This is a genomic window from Sphingomonas sp. OK281, assembly GCF_900115295.1.
Classification (GTDB): Bacteria; Pseudomonadota; Alphaproteobacteria; order Sphingomonadales; family Sphingomonadaceae; genus Sphingomonas.
The window spans coordinates 86,618-107,829 of sequence record NZ_FOVZ01000006.1 but is presented as its reverse complement, the minus strand read 5'-3'; the positions used below and the strand labels follow the sequence as shown (position 1 = coordinate 107,829).

Sequence of the window (21,212 nt, the reverse complement as noted above, 5' to 3'; positions counted from 1 at the left end):
CCCCGCCGCCGCCGCCCGCGCCAGTGCCGATGATGGCGCCCGCGGCGCCCGGTGCGCGCATGGCACCGGTCACCCAGAGCTTCGCGATGCAACGGTCCGCGCCCTTCGGATCGCCCGAGAACACCGAGCGCTATGATGGCCGGGCGGTGGCCGCGGTACAGCAGGTCGCGACGAACCCGGTCTCCACCTTCTCGGTCGATGTCGACACCGGCTCCTACGCCAACGTCCGCCGCTTCCTGACGAAGGGGGAGACGCCGCCTGCGGACGCGGTGCGGACCGAGGAGATGATCAACTATTTCCGCTACGATTATCCGCGCCCGACCGATCGCGCGGTGCCGTTCAGCGTGACGACCGATGTCGCGCGGACCCCGTGGAACACGGAGACGCGGCTGCTTCGCATCGGCCTGCGCGGGTATGACGTGAGCGGTGCGACGCGCCCGCCGGCGAACCTCGTCTTCCTGGTCGACGTGTCCGGATCGATGAACGAACCCGACAAGCTACCGCTGGTGAAAGCTGCGCTGATGGGGCTCGCCGACCGCCTCGAACCGGCCGACCGGGTGTCGATCGTGGTCTATGCGGGCAATAGCGGCATCGTCCTCGAACCGACTGCCAACAAGGGCTACGTCAAGGCCGCGCTCGACTGCCTCAGCGCAGGCGGTTCGACTGCCGGCGGCGAAGGCATCGCGCTCGCCTATGCAACGGCGCGCGCGAATTTCCGCAAGGGTGGCGTCAACCGGATCTTCCTCGCGACCGATGGCGACTTCAACGTCGGGATCAGCGACACGAAGGCGCTGGAGGCGCTGGTCAAGACAAACCGCGACGATGGCATCACGCTGACCACGCTCGGCTTCGGCACGGGCAATTACAACGAGGCGATGATGGAGCGGATCGCCGATGTCGGCAACGGCAACTACGCCTATATCGACAGCGCGCTGGAGGCGAAGAAGGTGCTGGAGGACGAACTGTCCGCGACGCTCGTCACGATCGCCAAGGACGTGAAGGTGCAGGTCGAGTTCAACCCCGCAATGGCCAGCGAATACCGGCTGATCGGCTATGAAAACCGCGCGTTGAAGGAAGAGGACTTCACCAACGACGCGGTCGATGCCGGCGATATCGGCGCGGGGCACCAGGTGACTGCCTTGTACGAGGTCGTGCCGGTCGGCGCTAAGGGCTGGGTGCCGGCGCGGCGCTATCCTGCGAACCGGGCGGCGGCAGCGCCCTCGGCCGGGACCGAACTGGCGGTGGTCAAGCTGCGCTACAAGCTGCCCGACGGGACGATGTCGCGAGAGATCGTTCGGCCGGTCCCCGCATCCCTGGTCCGCAGTGCCGCCGCACCGACAGGTGACTTCGCCTTCGCGACGGCGGTGGCGGCGTTCGGACAGAAGCTGCGCGGCGATCCGTATCTGAGCCGTTACGGCTATGCGGACATGCGCACGCTGGCGAGCCATGCGGACGGCTATTGGCGGCAGGAATTCCTGCAACTGACCGATCTGGCCGCGCGCGGCGACAATCGTCCGGCACCGTCGAACGACTGAACGGTGACGGTGCTGCGCGGATTAGGTCTCGCCGCCCTTCGCGGGTGACGCTACGGTATGGGAATGAACGAAACTTCCTCGACCTCCGCCTCGGGCCTCAGCCTATTGCCTGACGGCATCGGGACTCTGACCGCGATCCACTTCGCGATCATCGCGGTGCTGGCGGTCCTTGTCATCATCGGGCTGCTGTGGGGCATCAAGGCCAAGCGCAGCCGCACCAAGGCGTCGCACGAGGTGATCGCGCACGCCGAGGAGGCAGGCGTCGCACCCGAACCGGTCGCGGCGGATCCCGTCGCCGACGAGCGCAAGATCGAGCAGTCCCAACGCCAGACCCAGACGGTTGCGCCTGCTCCTGCTCCCTCGCCGGTACCGGCGGCTCGGGCGCCCGAACCGCCGCAGGAGACTCCGTCTACCCCCAGCGCGCCGGCACCCAGCCCTGTCGCCGCCTCTGCGCCATCGCCGATACAGCCGGTAGCAGACGCACCAGGCGACGACGTAGCGACGCCCGAGAGGCTGGCGGACGAGCCGATCGCAGCCGCGTCACCGTTGGAGGCCAGCCCAGCGACCGAAGTCGCAGCGCCGGCTCCGATCGCACCGGCCGTGCCGGCGCAGTCCTATGCGGACGATCCCGTCACGCAGTTGAAGGGGCTCGGGCCGAAGGTCGCCGCGCAGCTCGATGCGCTTGGCGTCTCGACGGTCGGCCAGATGGCGACGCTGTCGGAGAGCGAGGCGCAGCGCATCGACGCGCAACTCGGCAACTTTACCGGGCGAATGGGTCGCGATCGCTGGATCGAGCAGGCGCGGTTGCTGGCGGCCGGCGACAAGGCCGGTTTCGAGGCGGTGTTCGGCAAGCTCTAGGCGACGCGATCGCGCGGCACGGCTCCGGACGCGATCGCGGCGCGATCGGTTAACCGCGATCCGCTCGCGTGGATGACGATTGGCTCTATGCTCCACGCGCGCCGACGGGCATGTCGTGCGCGTCGCATCTCGATGTAGGAGAGCGGCCGATAACAGGGCGATGAGTGCACATGCTGGTAACGATGAGCGCAATGCTGTTGACGGCTGCCCCCGTTCACGTGACGGCCGCGCCTATGTCGTTGCCCGGCGTCGGTGCGCGCGTGGCGCTGCCCGGTGCGGTGCCGTCGCCGTTCGCGGATGACTTCCAGCCGGTCGCGTCGATGGCGGTTTCACCGCTTGCCCTGGCCGCGTCGCTGCCCGCGATCGAGATTGTCGCTCAGGGGCTGCCGACGCAGGACATTCCGCCAGTGGGCCCCGCGCCCCTGGGGACGCCGCCCGCCCAGCGGGCTCCCAACGACATCATCGTCACCGGCCGCAAGGAGAGCGCGGGCGATCCGCTGCGCGCGGTCAACGCCGAGTCGTTCGCGGTGACGCAGAAGGTCGACGACGCGGTGATCGGCCCGGTCGCGCGGACCTACAAGAAGACCGTGCCGAGCCCGATCCGGCGCGGCATCCACAATTTCCTCTACAATCTGCGCGAGCCGATCGTCTTCCTGAACTTCCTGCTCCAGTTCAAGCCGGGCAAGGCGGCGGAGACGGTCGGGCGGTTCGCGATCAACACGACGATCGGCGTGGCCGGCGTGCTCGACGTCGCCAAGAAGAAGCCGTTCCATTTGCCGCGCCGCTCGAACGGGTTCGCCAACACGCTCGGCTATTACGGCGTGAAGAACGGGCCGTTCCTGTTCCTGCCGCTGGTCGGGCCGACCACGATCCGCGATCTGTTCGGTGGCGCGATCGATCGGCTGATCCTGCCGGTCGGCATCGGCAAGCCGTTCACCAGCACGGCGTATGCGATCCCCGCGGGTATCCTCGGTGCGCTCGATCATCGCTCGGAATTCGACCAGACGCTGAAGGACCTGCACGACAACTCGCCCGATCCGTATGCGGCGACGCGCGCATTCTATCTGAACCGGCGCCAGGCGGAGATCGACCATCTCCACGGACGGGTCGAGGGCGATCCGGCGGGGATGTCGGGCCCGCCGCCGAGCGTGGTGCCGTTCGTGCCGAGCGATCTGGAGCCTGGGGCGCGGCCGGTTTCGGAGGTGCCTGAGAAGGCTCCGATGGTCGAGACGCCGGCGGTTGATGCAAAGCCGGTGGCCGAAACTGGTCAGTAGAAGGGGACGGACCCGAACGGGCTCGTCTTCCCTCCCCTGCCCTCCCTCCCCGTTCGTGCTGAGTAGAGACCGAGTAGCTCCGTAAGGAGCGTATCGAGGGCTCGTATCGAAGCATAGGTTCCGCGCGCCAACCCATCCTTCGGTACGCCGCTTCGAGGAGCTCAGCAGCTACTCTGGACGAACGGATTGTGGGATCAGGGGGTCCTCGGCGCGTGAGGCACGAGCACCTGAGTGAAGAGCTAATACCCACCCTACCCAATCACCACCCCGGCGGAGGCCGGGGTCCAATTGGGGAACATCGCAAACTAGGGACTGCGCTTCGTTACTGCGGCCTTGCCAATTGGGCCCCGGCCTTTGCCGGGGTGGTGCAGAACGGAGACGCCGTGTTCGACCTTACTCGCGCCGCGCTAGACCCTCAGACTTCGCTTACCAGCAGCTTGTCGATCCGCCGGCCGTCGAGATCGACGATCTCGAACTTCCAGCCCTGTTCGACGAAGCTCTCGCCCTCGCCCGGCAGGTGCCTGAACACCGACAGCGCGAGCCCGGCGACGGTCGCGTAATCCCGGTCCTCGGGTAGATCGATGCCAAGGCGATCGGCGAGCGAATCGGCCGCCATCGTTCCCGCCACGAGGAGCGAACCGTCGTCGCGCACCACCACCGACGGCGCATCGTCGGGATCCGAGTCCGACTTGAACTCGCCCGCGATCGCCGCGAGCAGGTCCGCCGGCGTAACGATCCCTTCGAAATGGCCGTATTCGTCGTGGATCAGCGCCATAGGTACTTCGGCTTCGCGCAGCGCGAGCAGTGCGTCCATCGCGTCGATCTGGTCGATCACGACCGGCGCTTTGCGCATCAGCGCGCGCAGGTCGATCGGTTCGCCGCGGAACAGCGCCGCGGCGATGTCGCGCGCCTGGACGACGCCGCGGACCGCGTCGATCGAGCCTTCGCCGACCGGCAAGCGAGTGTGCTGGGACGCGAGCAGCGTCTCGCGGATCTCGTCGGCGCCCCAGTCGCAGTCGAGCCAGTCGATCTCCGTACGCGGCGTCATCACTTCGCGCACCGGGCGATCCGCCAGCCGCACCACACCCGAGATGATCGAGCGCTCATGCTCCTCGATCACGCCCGACTTGGAGGCCTCGGCGACGATCAGATGAAGCTCTTCGGCCGTCACATGCTCTTCGGTCTCGCGGTTGAGCCGGAGGAGGCGGAAGATCAGCGCGCTGGTCGAATCGAGCACCCAGACGATCGGCGCGGTGCCGATCGCGAGCCAGCGCATGACGGGCGCCATGAACGAGGCGATCGCCTCGGGCGCGCGCAACGCGAACTGCTTTGGGACGAGCTCGCCGATGATCAGCGAGGCATAGGTCGTCAGGCCGATGACGATCGCGAATCCGGCGGTCTCCGCGGTCGAGGCGGACAGGCCCCAGGCCTGCAATCGCGCCGCAGTCGGCATCCCGAGGCTCGAGCCCGAATAGGCGCCTGCGAGAATGCCGATCAGCGTGATGCCGATCTGGACGGTCGAGAGGAACTTGCCGGGGTCGGCGGCGAGCACGAGCGCGGCGCGCGCGCCCTTCTTGCCCGAGCGCGCCATCGCCTCGAGCCGTGCCTTGCGCGCGGAGACGATCGCGAGTTCGCTCATCGCGAACACGCCGTTCAACGCGACCAGCGCGAGGATGATCGCGACGTCGATCCAGGGGAAGGGGGGAAGCGGTGCCATTGGCTCAAGGGCTCTTTGCAGGACAACGGTCCGTCGCACAACCGTCCTTGCGTACCAGCGTGTGCGTAGTCGACATTACGCCGCGAAGATGGTCAGGGTCGGTTCAGTGCGCAGGCGGAACAATCGCCGCGGCACAGGGTTATCGGCCGTATCGGGCATAAGACCGTCATTTGTCATGTCTCAGGGAGATTATCTATGAAAACCAAGATGTTCGCAGGCGCTGCACTGGCCGCACTGATCGCCACGAGCGGCTGCACCACCGATCCGGAGACCGGTCGCCAAACCATCTCGAAGACAGCCCTGGGCGGCATCGGCGGCGCCCTCGGCGGCTATTTGCTCGGCGACGTGGTCGGTGGACGGCATGATCGGACCGAGAAGCTGCTGGGTGCGGGCATCGGTGGTCTCGCGGGTGCGGGCATCGGCGCGTACATGGACAAGCAGGAGCGCGATCTGCGCGCGCGCACCGCGGGTACCGATGTTCAGGTGATCCGCCAGGGTGACGACCTGGTGCTCAACATCCCGTCGGGCATCACCTTCGCGTATGACAGCGCGAACGTGCAGCCACAGTTCCAGCGGACGCTCGATCAGGTCGCGGATACGCTGTCGCAGTACAACCAGACCTATGTCGACGTGTACGGGCATACCGACTCGACCGGCAGCGATGCATATAACCAGACGCTGTCGGAGCGTCGCGCGCGCTCGGTCGCGGATTACCTGTCGGGCCACGGCGTGCAGGCGGCGCGAATCGGGACGCGTGGCTACGGCAAGACGCAGCCGATCGCGTCCAACGACACCGATGCGGGTCGGGCGGCTAACCGTCGCGTCGAGGTGAAGATCGTGCCGATCACGCAGAACGACCTGCGCCAGTAAGCACTGGGGTTCTGCTGATCCTCCCCCGCCAGGAGCAGGTGTCGCCGAAGGGGACGGAGGGGGAGGACACGGAACAGCCGTTTCGCTTTCCTCCCCCTCCGTCTGGCAAGCGCCAGCCACCTCCCCCTGGCGGGGTACGATTATTGTTTAGAACAGCCGCCCGCCGTTCGGGACCGGTCCGGTCGGCGAGATCAGCACGACCTTCCCGTCCGCATCGGGGAAGCCGAGCGTCAGGACTTCCGACATCATCGGGCCGATCTGGCGCGGCGGGAAGTTGACGACCGCCGCGACCTGGCGGCCCACCAGAGTCTCCGGCGTATAATGCTCGGTGATTTGCGCGGACGAGCGTTTCACGCCGATCTCCGCACCAAAATCGATCCGCAGCTTGATCGCGGGCTTGCGCGCTTCGGGGAAGGGTTCGGCCTCGACGATCGTGCCGACACGGATGTCGACCTTCTCGAAGTCGGGATAGGCGATCTGTTCAGAAATCGACATTGTCGTAGTGCGCCGGGGGTGAGATCAGCTCCATCCGTTCGGACAGCAGCGGGCGGAAGCTCGGGCGGCTCTTGAAGCCGCGATACCAGCGTGCGGTCTGGTCATGGCCCTTCCAGTCGATCCCGCCGAGATAATCGGTGACCGAGATTTGCGCGGCGGCGGCCAGATCGGCGAGGCTCATCGTCGCGCCGCCGAGCCAGTTCCGGTGATCGAGCAGGTAATCCATATAATCGAGATGCCCGACCGCGGCCTTCATCGCCTCGCGCAAACCCTTCGCGTCGGGCGCGGTGCGGTGCGCGAGGCGCTTGACCATGCGTTCGTGGAGCAGCGGGCCGGTGACGTCGCGGTAGAAATGCGTGTCGAACCAGGTGACCAGCCGGCGGATCTCGGCGCGGTTGGTCGCGGTGCCGTTGATCATCGCCGCCTTCTCGACGGTTTCCTCGAAGAATTCGCAGATCGCCATCGAATCGATGAGGGGGGCGACGCCGCGCGACGCGTCGACCATCACCGGGGTCTGGCCGGCGGGGTTCATGTCCATGAACTCGTCGCGGCGATCCCACGGCGATTCGCGCACCAGTTCGTAGCCGACCCCCTTCTCGCCCAGCAGCAGGCGCACCTTTCGCGAGAAGGGACACAGGGGGAATTGATAAAGCTGCCACATGCCATCCGTTTAGGCGGTGGGGGGCGGGTGTGTCACTAGCGCGGGTTGGCATCGCGTAAGAAGATTTGGTTCACGCGGAGGCGGGGATCCAGACTGGGCTCCCGCCTTCGCGGGAGAACAAGGGGGAAAGGCTGTACCTATTTTTGTACCACCCCGGCGAAGGCCGGGGCCCAATTGGAAAGGTCGCAGTAACGAAGCGTCGTCCTTCGTTAGCGATGTCGCCCAATTGGACCCCGGCCTTCGCCGGGGTGGTGTTTGTGTGGCGTCGCTCTACTCTGCGGCCACAAGTTCCGCGCTATCGTCGAGCGGGTGGCTCAGACGGGTGAGCATTTCCTTTGGCACGATCTGCCAGAAATGCCCTGCCACCCGGTCCCAGTCCTCAAGCAGGCCCTTCGACCATTTGCTGTCGGTGTGGTCGGCATGATCGCGGACCAAGTCGAGCAGCACGTCAGCCCAGTGGAGTGACTTCACGCGATCCCAGGTGATGTTCTCGGGGTTGGCGCGCTTCGCGAACACGCCGTCGGGATCGTAGACGAACGCCATGCCGCCGGTCATCCCCGCGCCGAAGTTCGCCCCGACCGCGCCGAGCACCACGGCGATACCGTTGGTCATGTACTCGCACCCGTTCGCGCCGCAGCCTTCGACGACCACGATCGCACCCGAGTTACGAACCGCGAAGCGTTCGCCCGCCTGCCCCGCCGCGAACAGCCGGCCAGACGTCGCGCCGTAGAGCACGGTGTTGCCGATGATCGTGTTGTCCTGCGACGCGAGCGGCGAACTCACCGCCGGCCGGACGATGATCGTGCCGCCCGAGAGCCCCTTGCCGACATAGTCGTTCGAATCGCCGAACACTTCGAGCGTGATGCCCTTGCACAGGAATGCGCCGAGTGACTGGCCCGCCGAACCACGCAGCCGGATCGTCACGTGATTGTCGGCCAGCGTCGACATGCCGAACTTCCGCGTGATCTCCGACGAAAGCCGCGTACCGACCGCGCGGTGCGTGTTGCGCACCGAATAGGTCAGCTGCATCTTCTCGCCGCGCGAGAACACCGCGGACGCGTCCTTGATGATCTGCGCGTCGAGGCTGTCCGGGACTTCGTTGCGGAAGGTCGACAGGCTGAACCGGCGCTGCGAATCGTCGGCATCGACCTTCGCCAGGATTGGGTTAAGATCGAGATCGTCGAGATGCTCCGCGCCGCGGCTGACCTGCCGCAGCAATTCGGTGCGACCGATCACGTCGTCGAGGCTCTTCACGCCAAGCCGCGCGAGGATGTCGCGGACTTCCTCGGCGATGAAGGTCATCAGGTTGATTACCTTCTCGGGCGTGCCGACGAACTTCTGCCGGAGCGCGTCGTTCTGCGTGCAGATGCCGACCGGGCAAGTGTTCGAATGGCACTGGCGGACCATGATGCAGCCCATCGCGACGAGGCTCAGCGTGCCGATGCCGTATTCCTCGGCACCAAGAATCGCCGCGATGACGATGTCGCGCCCGGTCTTCAGCCCACCGTCGGTGCGCAGCCGCACGCGACCGCGCAGGCCGTTGAGCGTCAGCACCTGGTTGACCTCCGACAGGCCCATTTCCCACGGCGTGCCGGCATATTTGATCGACGTTTGGGGCGATGCGCCGGTGCCGCCGACATGGCCGGCGATCAGGATCACGTCGGCATGCGCCTTCGCGACACCCGCCGCGACCGTGCCGATCCCCGCCGAGCTGACGAGCTTCACGCAGACACGGGCACGCGGGTTGATCTGCTTCAGGTCGTAGATGAGCTGAGCGAGATCCTCGATTGAGTAGATATCGTGGTGCGGCGGCGGCGAGATCAGCGTCACGCCGGGCGTCGCATGGCGCAGCTTGGCGATGAACTCGGTCACCTTGAAGCCGGGTAGCTGGCCGCCTTCGCCGGGCTTGGCGCCCTGCGCGACCTTGACCTCGATCTCCTCGCATGCGTTCAGATATTCCGCGGTGACGCCGAACCGCCCGGATGCGACCTGCTTGATCGACGAGTTCGCGTTGTCGCCGTTCGCGTACGGCACGAAGCGCGACTTGTCCTCGCCGCCCTCGCCCGAGACGGCCTTCGCGCCGATCCGGTTCATCGCGATCGCGAGCGTCTCATGCGCTTCCGGCGACAGCGCGCCGAGCGACATGCCGGGGGTGACGAAGCGCTTGCGGATCTCGGTGATCGCCTCGACCTGGTCGACCGGAACGCCCTCCGCGGGGAAGTTGAACTGGAGCAGATCGCGCAGATACACCGGCGGCAGGTCGGACACGCCGCGCGAGAATTGCAGGTAGCTCGTATAACTGTCGGTCGCGACCGCGGTCTGGAGCAGGTGCATCAGTTGCGCCGAATAGGCGTGCGTCTCGCCGGTGTGGCGCTGGCGATAGAAGCCGCCGATCGGCAGCATCGCCACCGCCGGGTCGAACGCCGCTTCGTGGCGGTCGGTCGCGTTGACGTGGAGCGAGGCATAGCCCTCGCCGCTGATCTTGGCGGGCATGCCGGGGAACAGGTCGTTCACGAGGCTGCGCGACAGGCCGACCGCCTCGAAATTATAGCCGCCGCGGTACGACGAGATGACCGCGATGCCCATCTTCGACATGATCTTGAGCAGCCCCTCCTCGACCGCGACGCGGTGGCGGCGGAGGCATTCGGCGAGGTCGAGATCGCCGAACAGCCCGCGCGACTGGCGGTCGACGATCGCGGCCTCGGCGAGATAGGCGTTCACGGTGGTCGCGCCGACGCCGATCAGCACGGCGTAATAATGCGTGTCGAGGCACTCGGCCGAGCGGACGTTGATCGACGCATAGGAGCGCAGACCCCGGCGGACGAGGTGCGTGTGCACCGCGGCGACCGCAAGCACGCCGGCGATGCCGACGCGGTCTTCGCTGATCGCCTCGTCGGTGAGGAATATCTCGCTCTTGCCCTGGCGGACGGCTTGCTCCGCCTCGTTGCGGATCCGCTGGATCGCCGCGCGGAGCTTTTCCGGGCCACCGCCGACGTCGAACGTGCAGTCGATCTCGGCGACCGCGTTACCGAAATGCGCCTTCAGCCGCGACCAATGTTCGCCCGTCAGTACCGGCGAATCGAGCACCAACACGCGCTCGCGCTGATCGCGGACGTCGAGGATGTTGGCGAGGTTGCCGAAACGCGTCTTGAGCGACATCACGTGACGTTCGCGCAACGGATCGATCGGCGGGTTGGTGACCTGCGAGAAGTTCTGGCGGAAGAACTGGCTGATCAGCCGCGGCTTGTCGGAGATGACCGCGAGCGGCGTGTCGTCGCCCATCGAGCCGATCGCTTCCTTCGCGGACTCGACCATCGGCGACAGGATCAGCTCCATGTCCTCCATCGTCTGGCCCGCCGCGACCTGGCGACGTGCGAGTTCGGCGCGGTCGTAGCGCACCACGGCGTCTTCGACCGAGGGGAGGTCGGCGAGCGTGTGGAATTCGCCGATCATCGCGGCGTAATCCGCCTCGCCCGAGATGCGATCCTTCACTTCGCGATCCTGGAGCAGGCGACCTTCGTCGAGGTCGACCGCGATCATCTCGCCCGGCCCAAGGCGGCCCTTTGCGACGATCGTCGATTCGGGAACGACGACCATGCCGCTCTCGGAACCGACGATCAGCAGGCCGTCGGAGGTCAGCGTATAGCGGAGCGGACGCAGCGCGTTGCGATCCATGCCCGCGACCGCCCAGCGGCCATCGGTCATCGCCAGCGCGGCGGGGCCGTCCCATGGTTCCATCACCGACGCGAGATACTGGTACATCGCGGTATGCTCGGGCGGCATGTCCGGGCTGGCGGCTTCGGGGACGAGCATCAGCTTGGCGGTCGGCGCATCGCGGCCCGAGCGGCAGATCGCCTCGAACACCGCATCCAATGCGGCGGTGTCGGACGCGCCGGCGGGGATCACCGGCTTGATGTCCTCCGAATTGTCGCCGAATGCGAGGCTCGCCATGCGGATCTCGTGGCTGAGCATCCAGTTCTTGTTGCCGCGGATCGTGTTGATCTCGCCGTTGTGCGCGAGGCAGCGGAACGGTTGCGCCAGCCACCATTGCGGGAAGGTGTTGGTCGAATAGCGCTGATGGAAGATCGCGACGCGGCTCTCGAAGCGCTGGTCGCACAGGTCCGGGTAGAACACCGACAGCGATTCGGCGAGGAACAGCCCCTTGTAGATGATCGAGCGGCACGACAGCGAGCAGATGTAGAAGCCCTGGATCTGCGCCGCGATCACGCGCTTCTCGATCCGGCGGCGGACGAGGTACAGCGTCTTCTCGAACTCGGCGGCGTCCTGTTCCTCGGGCAAGGGCCCGGCGATCATGATCTGCTCGATCTCGGGGCGCGTCGCCTGCGCCTTCTGGCCGATCACCGACACGTCGACCGGCACCTGCCGCCAACCATAAATGGTGTACCCGGCCTCGATGATCGCGCTCTCGACGATCGTCCGGCAATCCTCCTGCGCGCCGAGATCGGTGCGCGGGAGGAAGATCATGCCGACGGCAAGTCGGTTCGGGCGCACCTTGTGGCCCGAGGCGGCGACCGCATCGTCGAAGAAGCGCAGCGGGAGATCGATATGCAGCCCCGCGCCGTCGCCGGTCTTGCCGTCCGCGTCGACCGCTCCGCGATGCCACACGGCCTTCAGCGCATCGACCGCCGACTGCACGACACGGCGCGACGCGCGGCCATCGGTGGCGGCGACGAGGCCTACACCGCACGCGTCGCCCTCGAATTCCGGACGGTACATGCCTTCAGCGGCGAGACGGGCGCGTTGATCGATCATCGGAGAACCCTGTTGGTTGCTCATGCTGCCACCTTCGCGTTCGCCGCCTTGGTCTTCAGCCATTTGTGCATCGTCGCGGCGACGTCGCGGCCGTCGCGGATCGCCCAGACGACGAGGCTGGCGCCGCGAACAATGTCGCCTGCAGCGAACACACCGTCGAGCGAGGTCATCAGCGTCTTGCCGTCGACCAGTACGGTACCCCAGCGGCTTACGCCCAGTTCCGGCGTCGCGAACAGCGTCGGCAGGTCCTCGGCGTCGAAGCCGAGCGCCTTGATCACGAGGTCCGCGTTCACCGAATAGTCGCCGGCGGGATCGGGTTCGGGTGCACGGCGGCCGCTCGCATCGGGCGCGCCGAGACGCATCTTACGCACCTTGACGCTCGACACCACATCGCCGCCGTCGAAGCTCTGCGGCCCCGAAAGCCAGACGAACTCGACGCCCTCCTCTTCGGCATTGGCGACTTCGCGCTGCGAGCCGGGCATGTTGGCGCGGTCGCGGCGGTAGAGGCACTTCACCGACTTGGCGCCCTGGCGGATCGCGGTGCGGACGCAGTCCATCGCGGTGTCGCCGCCGCCGATCACGACGACGTCCTTGCCCTCGGCATTGAGGCTGCCGTCGTCGAATGCGGGGACCGCGTCGCCGAAACCCTTGCGGTTCGAGGCGACGAGGAAGTCGAGCGCGGCGACCACGCCGTTCGATCCGCCACCCGGCAGGGCCATCGCGCGCGCCTTGTAGACGCCGGTCGCGATCAGGATCGCGTCGTGGCGCTGGCGGAGATCGTCGAGGCTCGCATCGTCGCCGACCGCAAAGCCTTCGTGGAAGACGATGCCGGCGGCCTTGAGCCGCTCCACGCGGCGCATGACGATCGGCTTTTCGAGCTTAAAGCCGGGAATGCCATAGGTGAGCAACCCACCCGCGCGGTCGTAGCGGTCATAGACGTGAACGTCATAGCCATGCCCGCGCAGATATTCCGCTGCGGTGAGACCAGCCGGCCCCGCACCGATCACGCCGACCGACTGGCCGCGCGATTTGCCCGGCACCAGCGGTTCGACCCAGCCGTTCTCCCAGGCAGTGTCGGTGATGAACTTCTCGACCGAGCCGATCGTGACCGCGCCATGCCCGGTGAATTCGATGACGCAATTGCCTTCGCATAGCCGGTCCTGCGGGCAGATCCGGCCGCAGATCTCGGGCATGGTCGAGGTCGCGTTGCTGAGTTCGTACGCTTCGCGCAGCCGCCCCTCTGCAGTCAGCCGGAGCCAATCGGGGATATGGTTGTGCAGCGGGCAATGGACCGAACAATAGGGCACGCCACACTGCGAACACCGTCCGGCCTGCTCCTCGGCGGGCTCGACCGCGTATCGCTGCGCGATCTCGCGGAAATCGTCCGCCCGCTCGTCGGCATTGCGCTTGTCGGGATAGGATTGCTCCCGGCCGACAAATTTGAGCATCGAATCGTTCGCCATGATAGCCTCCAACAGCCGCGTTATTGCGCGATCAGAAGCTTGTCACGACTAAAACGGCATAAGAGTAAGCTATGCTGTCCTATAAAAGCGGATATACACCTTATTTTTTTGAGAGCCGTTCTCAGCAAGGCTTATTATGGCCTAGTCGGACCTATTTGCTTAGCAGCCAGATCAGCGCCGCCGAACCGGCAACGACACGGTACAAGGCGAATGGCACGAAGCCATGCCTGGTGACGATCCCGACGAACCACTTCACCACCAGCAAGGCGACGACGAACGACACCGCCGCGCCGATCGCGATCGCACCTAGCCCAACGCCCCCGCCGCTCGCGATCGCGTCGCGATTCTTCAGCAGTTCGAGCGCGCTCGCGCCGAGCATCGTCGGGATCGCGAGGAAGAAGCTGAACTCCGCCGCGGTGCGCCGCTCGACGCCTAGTGCCAGCGCGCCCAGGATCGTCGCGCCCGAGCGGCTGACGCCCGGGATCATCGCGAGGCACTGGAGGAAGCCGATGCCGATCACCGTCTTGAGCGGAATGTCCGCGACGCCACTGATGTCGCTGCGCGGCGCGAACCGCTCGACCGCGAGGATCGCGAAGCCGCCGACGATGAGCGCGATCGCGACGACTTCGGCATTCCCGAGCAGCGCCTCGATATACTTATGCAGCGCGAGGCCGATCACCGCCGCCGGGATGAACGCGACGATCAGGTTGCGGAGGAACAGCCAGGATTTTGGCTCGCGCTTGATGAGCCCCATGCCGACCGCCCAGAACGTCCGCCAGTACAGCACCACGATCGCGAGGATCGCGCCGAGCTGGATGACGACGTTGAACACTTCCCAGCGCCCCGCATCATAGCCGAGCAACCGCGTAGCGAGGATCAGATGCCCGGTCGACGAGACGGGCAGAAATTCGGTGATCCCCTCGACGATGCCGAGCAGGATGACGGTGAGAAGTTCGGTCAAGCGGGGGCTCCGGCGCGGTAGGTCAGGGCAATGTCAGGGGTACGTAGCACGCGCAGGATCAGGCGACAGGGACTTCCGCATGCGTCTCGGCGCGACGACCGAACCGTCCGGCCTTGCGAAAGCGGACGAGCCAGCCCGGTGCGACCGTCGACAGCGGCGTCGCCTCGATACCGAAGGCCGCGAGGCCATCGGTACCGGTCACGATATTGTCGCTCTGCAACATCGTCCACTGGTCCTTGGTGATGGGCGCGCCTGGCAGGAAGCCCGCCTTGGCGATCAGTGCGCCGGCAAAGTCCGGCAGCTCAATAATCGAAGGGTTCCGGCCGATCGTCTTGGCAATCCAGCGGATGAGATTGCCCATCGTAATGATGTCAGGCCCGCCGAGTTCCAGCGTCTGGCCGCCGAACGTCTCGGGATCCGCCGCCGCCGCGACCACCGCGTCCGCCACGTTGCCGACGAACACCGGCTGGAACTTCGCCCCGGCGCGCAGCACGGGAACGACCGGCGCCTTCGCGATCATCCCGGCAAAGCGGTTCACGAACTGGTCTTCCTGGCCGAACACGATCGACGGCCGCAGGATCGTCGCGTTCGGGAACGCCTCGAGCACCGCTGCCTCACCCTGTCCCTTGGACTTGCCGTATGCCGATGCGGAGGCAGGATCGGCGCCGATCGCCGACACGTGCACGAGCGCACCGACGCCGGCCTTCGCCGCAGCCTGCGCCACCGTCTGCGCGCCAAGCGCCTGGACGCGCTGGAAATCGCCCGCCAGCACGCCGACCAGGTTCACCACCACGTCAGAGCCTTGCACCGCATGCGCGATCGTCTCAGGCTTGGTGACGTCGGCACCGACGAACTGCGTCTGGCCGAGTCCGCCGAGCGGTTTCAGGAAGAACGCCTGCCGCGGATCGCGCTGCGCGATGCGGACGCGGGCGCCCGTCGCCAGCAGCGCCTGTGCGACATAGCGGCCGACGAAACCGCCACCCCCGATCAGCGTCACCAGTTTGTCGTTCATCGCGCGTCCGTCCACTTTGTTTTGCCTGCCAATCACGAATAACCCCTTGCCCCAGCAAGAGGCGTGTTGACAAGCATCGGGACCCTCCACTAGAGGCGCCCTCCTACCCAGTGCCCGGATGGCGGAATTGGTAGACGCACCAGCTTCAGGTGCTGGCGATCGCAAGGTCGTGGAGGTTCGAGTCCTCTTCCGGGCACCACATTACACAGACGCCCAGCAGAGCGAGGCGGATCTCAAGATCCGCTCGCATAGCGCCTGACGTTTAGGATAATGTTGCTCGGATGTTCTCGTCGCTATCGGGAGCGGGCGCCATGATCAACGTATCTGACTAAAAGCGATATGCTTTCACGGTATGGCTGCGCACAGGTCGGCTGCCGCCCGCGCATCGAGCCGACGGACTCGAGTTCAAGTTCAATCCATATCATGACCCGCGCGACGGTCGTTTCACCTTCGCGCCAGGCGGACCACGTGCACAAGTCAAATTGGGTTTTGGCTGAGCAGGTTCTCAGTCTCGATCAGTCCGCTCTTCCGCAAATTCGGGAAGCGCTGGCGAGGTTATCGTGGTCTCCTCGCCAAGTCAGCTGCGTAAGTCCTGCATAATTCTCGCAAAGCACGAATGCTTGTACCGAGGAACGCCTTGGAGACGATCAACTGCATGGCGAATTGGCGTTCGTTTCTTTCGGCCGATCGACGGCTCGCGAGTCGCCACCTGCCGGCTCGAGTGCTAGCATTGCCTCATGGAGATGCAGCAGATCAGGTACTTCCTCGCGATGGCGCGGCTGCTCAACTTCACGCGGGCGGCCGAAGAGTGCGCCGTGACGCAGCCGTCGCTGACCCGCGCGATCCAGAAGCTCGAAAACGAGTTTGGCGGACAACTATTCAGTCGCGAGCGCAGCCACACCCACCTCACCACTCTCGGACGTCAGATGTTGCCGCATCTCGAGCGCACGTTCGAGGCGGCCCAGGCCGCGATGCAATTCGCAAAGGGCATCGGGAGAGCGGGGGTGGTCCCGCTTGCGCTCGGCGTCGATGCTGCGATCGAGTCGGATACGCTCGACAAAATCCTGGAGGATCTCGCCGATTGTCTCCCCGGTTTCGAATTGTCGCTTTCGAGCGGGTCGCCGGACGATCTGATCGAAGCTGCGATGAACGGGACGCTGGACCTCGTCGTGGTCGAACTCCCGGACGATGCGCCCGATCGTCTCGATGTCTGGCCGCTGTTCGACCATAGCTATCATATGGTCACGCGTGCGGATCATCCGCTCGCCGGCGGCAAGATGCCGTCGCTGCTATCGGTGCGCGAAGAGTCCTGGATCGATCACGAGGGCAATGGGTGCGCCCGGCTCAAGACCTTGGCGGCTTTGCATGGCTTCGTGCCGATCGTACGGCACCGCGCGACCGACATGGCCCAGGTAAAGCAACTGGTGATCTCCGGGTTCGGCAGCGCCTTCATTCCGCGACCTCGGGACGACGAGCGCTTGTGCGCCTTCGGATTTGCCGATGTCGAGGTCAGGCGCGACGTAATCCTGGGCGCGGTGGCGGGTCGCAAGCGCAGCATCGCCGCAGATGCCTTCGTGCGCGCCTCACGTGCGCGCAGCTGGACGGCCGCTGCCACCTGAGCCGAAGCGCTGGAACACGCCCCCTGCCAAACGGCCTGCCCTTCACGGCATCGGCGTGCTCAGCGCATCGCCGCGAGGAACGCGACGACGTCCAGTGGCTCGGGCCGCAGTCGGAAGTCGGGATCGACATGTGCGTAGCGGATGACCCCGTCGCCGCCGACGACGAACGTTGCCGGGATCGGCAGAAAGCCACCATCGCTACCGTAGATGGCCGCAAGATCGAGTTCGATCGCCAGATACCGCCGCTTCATCTCATCGCCGACGGGGAACGCCAATCCACAGGCCAACGCCGCGCCGTGATCGACGTCGCAGAGCAGCGTGGCCGTCGGTCCGATTATATCCTGTATGGCGGATGCCCCGTCGCCGATCTCGCCGGTTACGACGATCAGCCTCCCGCCAGCTTTTTCAAGAGCGGGCGCGGCAACGGCCCAGGACTGCAGTTCGTGCACGCAGAACCGGCACCATAGTCCACGATTGAAGCTGATGACGATCGGCCGTCCGTCGTGCAGCTTGTGGATCGAACGGTAGCGTCCCGACGCGTCGGGAAGCGAAAAATTCGGGAACACCTCACCGACGCGAGGCATCACCTTCCCCACGTTCAGGCTTTGCAATCGGGCGATGAAGTCATCGTAGACGGACGCGAAGCCTAGAGCCGCAACGGCGGCTTCGGCTTCGGGATCGAGCTTCGGCCGGATGATGGTCATGCCGTGCACGATAGCGTCGAAACGCGTGGATGGGACAGCGGCAAATCGCGCTGTCGTTTCTCGGCGACGGTACTGCCATCGCCAGCGCAGTGGCCGACTTGCGCGCGGCGAACCGCCAACCGTTGCCATACCAGGCAAGGACGCAGACGCTGTTTCATAGCCGTCAGGTATGACCTGGCCTTGAGGAACCGATCCCGCTTTTCGTCGCGCTTGATCGGTCGGACCGTGCGAAATTCCTCGAGATCAGCACTTTAACGCCCCGATAGGCGACCTATGTGGACGAGAGTGCGACTTGCTGTCTATGCTCCGCGCACATATAGACGCGGCAATGGATACGTCTCGAAATCGAAATGTCTTCGGGGCGTTTGCTCTCATGATCAGCGACGACATCGTTCGCGCCAGTTCGTCGCGAGCGCCCGAAGCTGGTCCCGCCGCCTCGGCGCTGGCATTGCTCGCGCACAAGCCCGGGCTCTCGATCCGCATGCTTGCGGTCGGGGTAAGCCTTTCGCACGCAGGGACCGTTCGCCTTGTGGATCGATTGGCGGCCGAGGGAGTGATCGAGCGTAGGGAGCATTCGACAGACGGGCGCACGCGATCCCTCTATCTTACACCGGCAGGAAAGGTCGCGAGCGACGAGGTACTGGCCGCGCGTGATCGCGTGATTGCCGAAGGGCTCTCGATCCTCGATCCCGACGAGCTGAGGATCTTATCGGACATTGCCGAACGCGTTCTGCGCAATCGCCTGGAGAACCTCGAACAGTCATACCGGATCTGTCGCCTGTGCTGCTACCAGGGGTGCACGAACTGCCCCGTCGATGCCGAATTGCTTGAGCGGGGCGTCGACCGAAAGACGACCGATTAGAAAGCGCGCTGCCTCGCGAGTGCAAAGCAGAGTCATAAGACACGCCCGTCAATCGTTCGTGCGCCTCATACCGTCTAGGCCAAGGTCAAGCCTGAGTCGCGGGATCCGCAAGCTTGTTGTCGCCCGATAGCGCGGTCTGGACGTCGGACCCTCATATCAGACTGAGATCGACGGGACACCGATCGGCGATCGCGACGATCCGAGCACGCTGATCGTCGCTCAGCGGTCCATCTAGGACGATCGTGCGCGTGAACCGGTCGGTCGGCATCATGTCCGGCACCTTTTCGTGCTGCACGGTCGTACTCGCCCGCTCGAGTGGGAAGCCCTTGCGATCCGCGTAGAGACGCATCGTCATCACCGTGCACGCGGCAAGGCCGGCGGATACCAGTTCGTAAGGCGAGAGACCGGTTCCGAGACCACCTACCGATGCTGGCTCATCGGCAAACAGGGTGTGCTCGCCGCTGCGAACCCGAAGCTGGAACTTCCCGTCAAGTGTTTCGGTGGCGACGACGCCCTCCGCAGCCTCGACCTGCGGAAGATCCGCGGAGAGTGGCGGTAGAAAGCGACTTGCCCATACAGCCACCATCGCCGCGGCGTAGTTCGCGTCGGCAACATCCGTTAGAAGGTGATCCGCAGTGTCGAGCGAGATGAAGCTTTTGGGATGCCCGGATGCAGCGAATATCCGCGACGCATGGTCGATGCCGACCACCTGATCCAGCGGAGAATGCATGATCAGCACGGGGCGTCGTAGCGAGGCAATGGACGTTTCGACATCGATTCTCGCGACCGCTTCCAGGAAGCTACGGCGGAGGATGAAGGGTCTGCCGGCGATCTCTACCGACGCCTCGCCCTCGCTTGCGATGGTGTCCAGATCGCTCGGTTCGAACATGCGCACGATATGCTGCAGGTCGGCCGGCGCACCGATCGTCGCTACCGCCGCAACCTCGGGCAACCCGGCCGCAGCGACGATCGCGGCGGTGCCGCCCAGGCTGTGCCCGACGAGGAGGGAGGGGGGCATGCCGGCCGCCGCCATCGCCGTTGCGGCGGCACGAAGGTCCTCGACGTCCGACGCGAAGTTCAGAGGTTCCCCTGCCCCGCCGCCGATCCCGGTTCCGGCAAAATCGAACCGCAAGACGCCGATGCCCGCACGCGACAGCGCGCGCGAGATGTGAACGGCGGCGCGACTGTCTTTCCCGCACGTGAAGCAGTGCGCGAAGATCGCCCAGCCCCGCGGCGTCCCCTCGGGCGGTTCGAGATGCCCGGAAAGCTGAGCGCCATTCCCCCGAACGAACGGGAATTTTCTCTCGGTCATGTCGATCGAACCTCCAGCACGGCTCGGCGGCTGCGCTCCCGGGCCCGTCGTTGCACCGTATATATATGACTCACGCATATAGACAAGCGGCAAGCCGCTAACTATATGCGCGAAGCATACTTAAGCATCTTCTTTCCGGAGGCGGTCTTACGGATGGAGCATCAATCGCCTGCATGGGTCGAGGGCTATGGAACTCAATCAAGTCAGCTATTTTCTCCATCTGGCCGATACGCTGAATTTCACGGCAGCGGCGCGATTGAGCAGCGTGTCGCAGCCAAGTCTGACCCGCGCGATCCGCCGCCTGGAAGAGGAACTGGGCGGGCCGCTTATCCACCGCGACGGCAAGAACAGCCGCCTGACTGGCCTTGGCCACGATGTGGAGGCGGAATTCCGACGCATGGCGGTCGCGGTGAAGAGCGTCCGCAACCATTCCGAGAATTGGGCGATGGGCAGGCACCGCGTGCTCGATATCGCCGTCGCCCCCACCGTGGGGCCAAGGGAGTTCACGGCGTTTTTCAAGAGCGCGCTGGCGCAAGCACCATCCATAGAAATCAGGCTGCATGCGCTCCAGGCAAAGGAAGACACGTCGGAGGTGCTTTCGGGAAAATACCACGCGTGCATCATGCCGCGTGAAACCCGGACGGAGCACAAGTTGGAGGTGCATCCGTTGTTTCGGGAACGCTTCGTCCTCGGCTGTTCCGCAAACCATCCCCTTGCAGTCAGCGAGACCGTGCGCGGCGAGGATCTTCTCGAATTTCCATTCGTCGACCGCCTGAGATGCGAGTTTCGCGATCGGATTCTCGATCATTTCGCGCAGCGGGGCTTGCTGATGCAGCCCCGCATTCGATCGGACCGCGAGGACTGGGTGCAAGGGGTCGTCGCCGACGGCCACGCCATATGCATTCTGCCGGAGCGATCGGTCTCGGCACGAGGCCTCGTCACTCGGCCGATCGACGGATTTGCCCTTGAGCGCGACGTCGTGATCGCAACGGTATCCGGGTCCACGGCACCGGTCGAAATACGCAAGATCGCGCAACTGGCAGCCGGATACGCATGGGGCTGAACCCTGACGCAAAGCACTGCGGCGCTATTGAAA

General features: G+C 65.4%; 16 protein-coding genes and 1 tRNA gene. 8 read left to right on the top strand and 9 right to left on the bottom strand.

What is annotated here, in order from left to right; all coding sequences use genetic code 11:
- Positions 1-59: 59 nt before the first annotated feature.
- From BM244_RS18920 to BM244_RS18910, 3 genes are all read left to right on the top strand, one after another.
- Complete coding sequence (locus BM244_RS18920) at positions 60-1,535, top strand: vWA domain-containing protein (RefSeq protein WP_254784591.1); 1,476 nt, start codon at positions 60-62, stop codon at positions 1,533-1,535.
- A 63-nt stretch (positions 1,536-1,598) separates the two neighbouring features.
- Entirely contained in the window at positions 1,599-2,393 is a 795-nt protein-coding gene (locus BM244_RS18915) for a hypothetical protein (RefSeq protein WP_093400475.1), read from the top strand.
- Between the two features lie 170 nt (positions 2,394-2,563).
- Positions 2,564-3,667, top strand: coding sequence for an MlaA family lipoprotein (locus BM244_RS18910; protein ID WP_254784590.1), 1,104 nt, complete (start codon positions 2,564-2,566; stop codon positions 3,665-3,667).
- A gap of 415 nt (positions 3,668-4,082) precedes the next feature.
- On the opposite strand, the gene BM244_RS18905 is transcribed toward BM244_RS18910, so the two are convergent.
- On the bottom strand, positions 4,083-5,384 hold the full coding sequence (locus BM244_RS18905; protein WP_093400473.1) for a hemolysin family protein: 1,302 nt from the start codon (positions 5,382-5,384) through the stop codon (positions 4,083-4,085).
- 195 nt (positions 5,385-5,579) lie between these two features.
- On the opposite strand from BM244_RS18905, the gene BM244_RS18900 reads away from it, so the two are divergent.
- Positions 5,580-6,254, top strand: a complete 675-nt coding sequence (locus BM244_RS18900) for a YiaD family glycine zipper/OmpA-like lipoprotein (RefSeq protein WP_093400472.1) — start codon at positions 5,580-5,582, stop codon at positions 6,252-6,254.
- A gap of 147 nt (positions 6,255-6,401) precedes the next feature.
- On the opposite strand, the gene BM244_RS18895 is transcribed toward BM244_RS18900, so the two are convergent.
- The 6 genes from BM244_RS18895 to BM244_RS18870 form a co-directional block, all read right to left on the bottom strand.
- Complete coding sequence (locus BM244_RS18895) at positions 6,402-6,749, bottom strand: tRNA-binding protein (RefSeq protein ID WP_093400471.1); 348 nt, start codon at positions 6,747-6,749, stop codon at positions 6,402-6,404.
- The gene (locus BM244_RS18890; RefSeq protein ID WP_056054264.1) at positions 6,736-7,410 is read right to left on the bottom strand and encodes a glutathione S-transferase family protein; all 675 of its coding nucleotides are present in this window, start codon (positions 7,408-7,410) and stop codon (positions 6,736-6,738) included. Before BM244_RS18890 ends, BM244_RS18895 begins: the two co-directional genes overlap by 14 nt.
- A gap of 270 nt (positions 7,411-7,680) precedes the next feature.
- Complete coding sequence (gene gltB / locus BM244_RS18885; protein WP_175518314.1) at positions 7,681-12,183, bottom strand: glutamate synthase large subunit; 4,503 nt, start codon at positions 12,181-12,183, stop codon at positions 7,681-7,683.
- Positions 12,184-12,203: 20 nt separating this feature from the next.
- Positions 12,204-13,646, bottom strand: a complete 1,443-nt coding sequence (locus BM244_RS18880) for an NAD(P)-dependent oxidoreductase (RefSeq protein WP_093400469.1) — start codon at positions 13,644-13,646, stop codon at positions 12,204-12,206.
- Between the two features lie 151 nt (positions 13,647-13,797).
- Positions 13,798-14,607 (bottom strand): undecaprenyl-diphosphate phosphatase, encoded by an 810-nt coding sequence (locus BM244_RS18875; RefSeq protein ID WP_093400468.1) that lies wholly within the window; start codon positions 14,605-14,607, stop codon positions 13,798-13,800.
- Positions 14,608-14,665: 58 nt separating this feature from the next.
- The gene (locus BM244_RS18870) at positions 14,666-15,619 is read right to left on the bottom strand and encodes a complex I NDUFA9 subunit family protein (RefSeq protein WP_093400467.1); all 954 of its coding nucleotides are present in this window, start codon (positions 15,617-15,619) and stop codon (positions 14,666-14,668) included.
- Positions 15,620-15,731: 112 nt separating this feature from the next.
- Between BM244_RS18870 and BM244_RS18865 the strand changes: the two genes are divergently transcribed.
- Both BM244_RS18865 and BM244_RS18860 read left to right on the top strand, forming a co-directional pair.
- A tRNA-Leu gene (locus BM244_RS18865) sits at positions 15,732-15,818 on the top strand.
- A 538-nt stretch (positions 15,819-16,356) separates the two neighbouring features.
- On the top strand, positions 16,357-17,238 hold the full coding sequence (locus BM244_RS18860; RefSeq protein ID WP_093400466.1) for a LysR family transcriptional regulator: 882 nt from the start codon (positions 16,357-16,359) through the stop codon (positions 17,236-17,238).
- Positions 17,239-17,297: 59 nt separating this feature from the next.
- On the opposite strand, the gene BM244_RS18855 is transcribed toward BM244_RS18860, so the two are convergent.
- The gene (locus tag BM244_RS18855) at positions 17,298-17,942 is read right to left on the bottom strand and encodes a peroxiredoxin-like family protein (protein WP_175518303.1); all 645 of its coding nucleotides are present in this window, start codon (positions 17,940-17,942) and stop codon (positions 17,298-17,300) included.
- Between the two features lie 373 nt (positions 17,943-18,315).
- On the opposite strand from BM244_RS18855, the gene BM244_RS18850 reads away from it, so the two are divergent.
- Positions 18,316-18,804 carry a MarR family winged helix-turn-helix transcriptional regulator gene (locus tag BM244_RS18850; RefSeq protein WP_254784588.1) on the top strand — a complete coding sequence of 163 codons (489 nt, stop codon included), beginning with the start codon at positions 18,316-18,318 and terminating at the stop codon, positions 18,802-18,804.
- A 151-nt stretch (positions 18,805-18,955) separates the two neighbouring features.
- Here BM244_RS18850 and BM244_RS18845 read toward each other — a convergent pair whose 3' ends face one another.
- Positions 18,956-20,116: a bifunctional alpha/beta hydrolase/OsmC family protein gene (locus BM244_RS18845; protein ID WP_093400463.1), complete on the bottom strand. Its 1,161-nt coding sequence runs from the start codon at positions 20,114-20,116 to the stop codon at positions 18,956-18,958.
- Positions 20,117-20,303: 187 nt separating this feature from the next.
- Between BM244_RS18845 and BM244_RS18840 the strand changes: the two genes are divergently transcribed.
- The gene (locus tag BM244_RS18840; RefSeq protein ID WP_093400462.1) at positions 20,304-21,179 is read left to right on the top strand and encodes a LysR family transcriptional regulator; all 876 of its coding nucleotides are present in this window, start codon (positions 20,304-20,306) and stop codon (positions 21,177-21,179) included.
- Positions 21,180-21,212 lie beyond the last annotated feature (33 nt).

What these genes read in the sequence shown, in the direction of transcription:
- BM244_RS18920 (WP_254784591.1), top strand. Translation starts at nt 60, where the DNA reads ATGGCACCGGTCACCCAGAGCTTCGCGATGCAACGGTCCGCGCCCTTC.
- BM244_RS18915 (WP_093400475.1), top strand. Translation starts at nt 1,599, where the DNA reads ATGAACGAAACTTCCTCGACCTCCGCCTCGGGCCTCAGCCTATTGCCT.
- BM244_RS18910 (WP_254784590.1), top strand. Translation starts at nt 2,564, where the DNA reads ATGCTGGTAACGATGAGCGCAATGCTGTTGACGGCTGCCCCCGTTCAC.
- BM244_RS18905 (WP_093400473.1), bottom strand. Translation starts at nt 5,384, where the DNA reads ATGGCACCGCTTCCCCCCTTCCCCTGGATCGACGTCGCGATCATCCTC.
- BM244_RS18900 (WP_093400472.1), top strand. Translation starts at nt 5,580, where the DNA reads ATGAAAACCAAGATGTTCGCAGGCGCTGCACTGGCCGCACTGATCGCC.
- BM244_RS18895 (WP_093400471.1), bottom strand. Translation starts at nt 6,749, where the DNA reads ATGTCGATTTCTGAACAGATCGCCTATCCCGACTTCGAGAAGGTCGAC.
- BM244_RS18890 (WP_056054264.1), bottom strand. Translation starts at nt 7,410, where the DNA reads ATGTGGCAGCTTTATCAATTCCCCCTGTGTCCCTTCTCGCGAAAGGTG.
- gltB (WP_175518314.1), bottom strand. Translation starts at nt 12,183, where the DNA reads ATGATCGATCAACGCGCCCGTCTCGCCGCTGAAGGCATGTACCGTCCG.
- BM244_RS18880 (WP_093400469.1), bottom strand. Translation starts at nt 13,646, where the DNA reads ATGGCGAACGATTCGATGCTCAAATTTGTCGGCCGGGAGCAATCCTAT.
- BM244_RS18870 (WP_093400467.1), bottom strand. Translation starts at nt 15,619, where the DNA reads ATGAACGACAAACTGGTGACGCTGATCGGGGGTGGCGGTTTCGTCGGC.
- BM244_RS18860 (WP_093400466.1), top strand. Translation starts at nt 16,357, where the DNA reads ATGGAGATGCAGCAGATCAGGTACTTCCTCGCGATGGCGCGGCTGCTC.
- BM244_RS18855 (WP_175518303.1), bottom strand. Translation starts at nt 17,942, where the DNA reads ATGACCATCATCCGGCCGAAGCTCGATCCCGAAGCCGAAGCCGCCGTT.
- BM244_RS18850 (WP_254784588.1), top strand. Translation starts at nt 18,316, where the DNA reads ATGATCAGCGACGACATCGTTCGCGCCAGTTCGTCGCGAGCGCCCGAA.
- BM244_RS18845 (WP_093400463.1), bottom strand. Translation starts at nt 20,116, where the DNA reads ATGACCGAGAGAAAATTCCCGTTCGTTCGGGGGAATGGCGCTCAGCTT.
- BM244_RS18840 (WP_093400462.1), top strand. Translation starts at nt 20,304, where the DNA reads ATGGAACTCAATCAAGTCAGCTATTTTCTCCATCTGGCCGATACGCTG.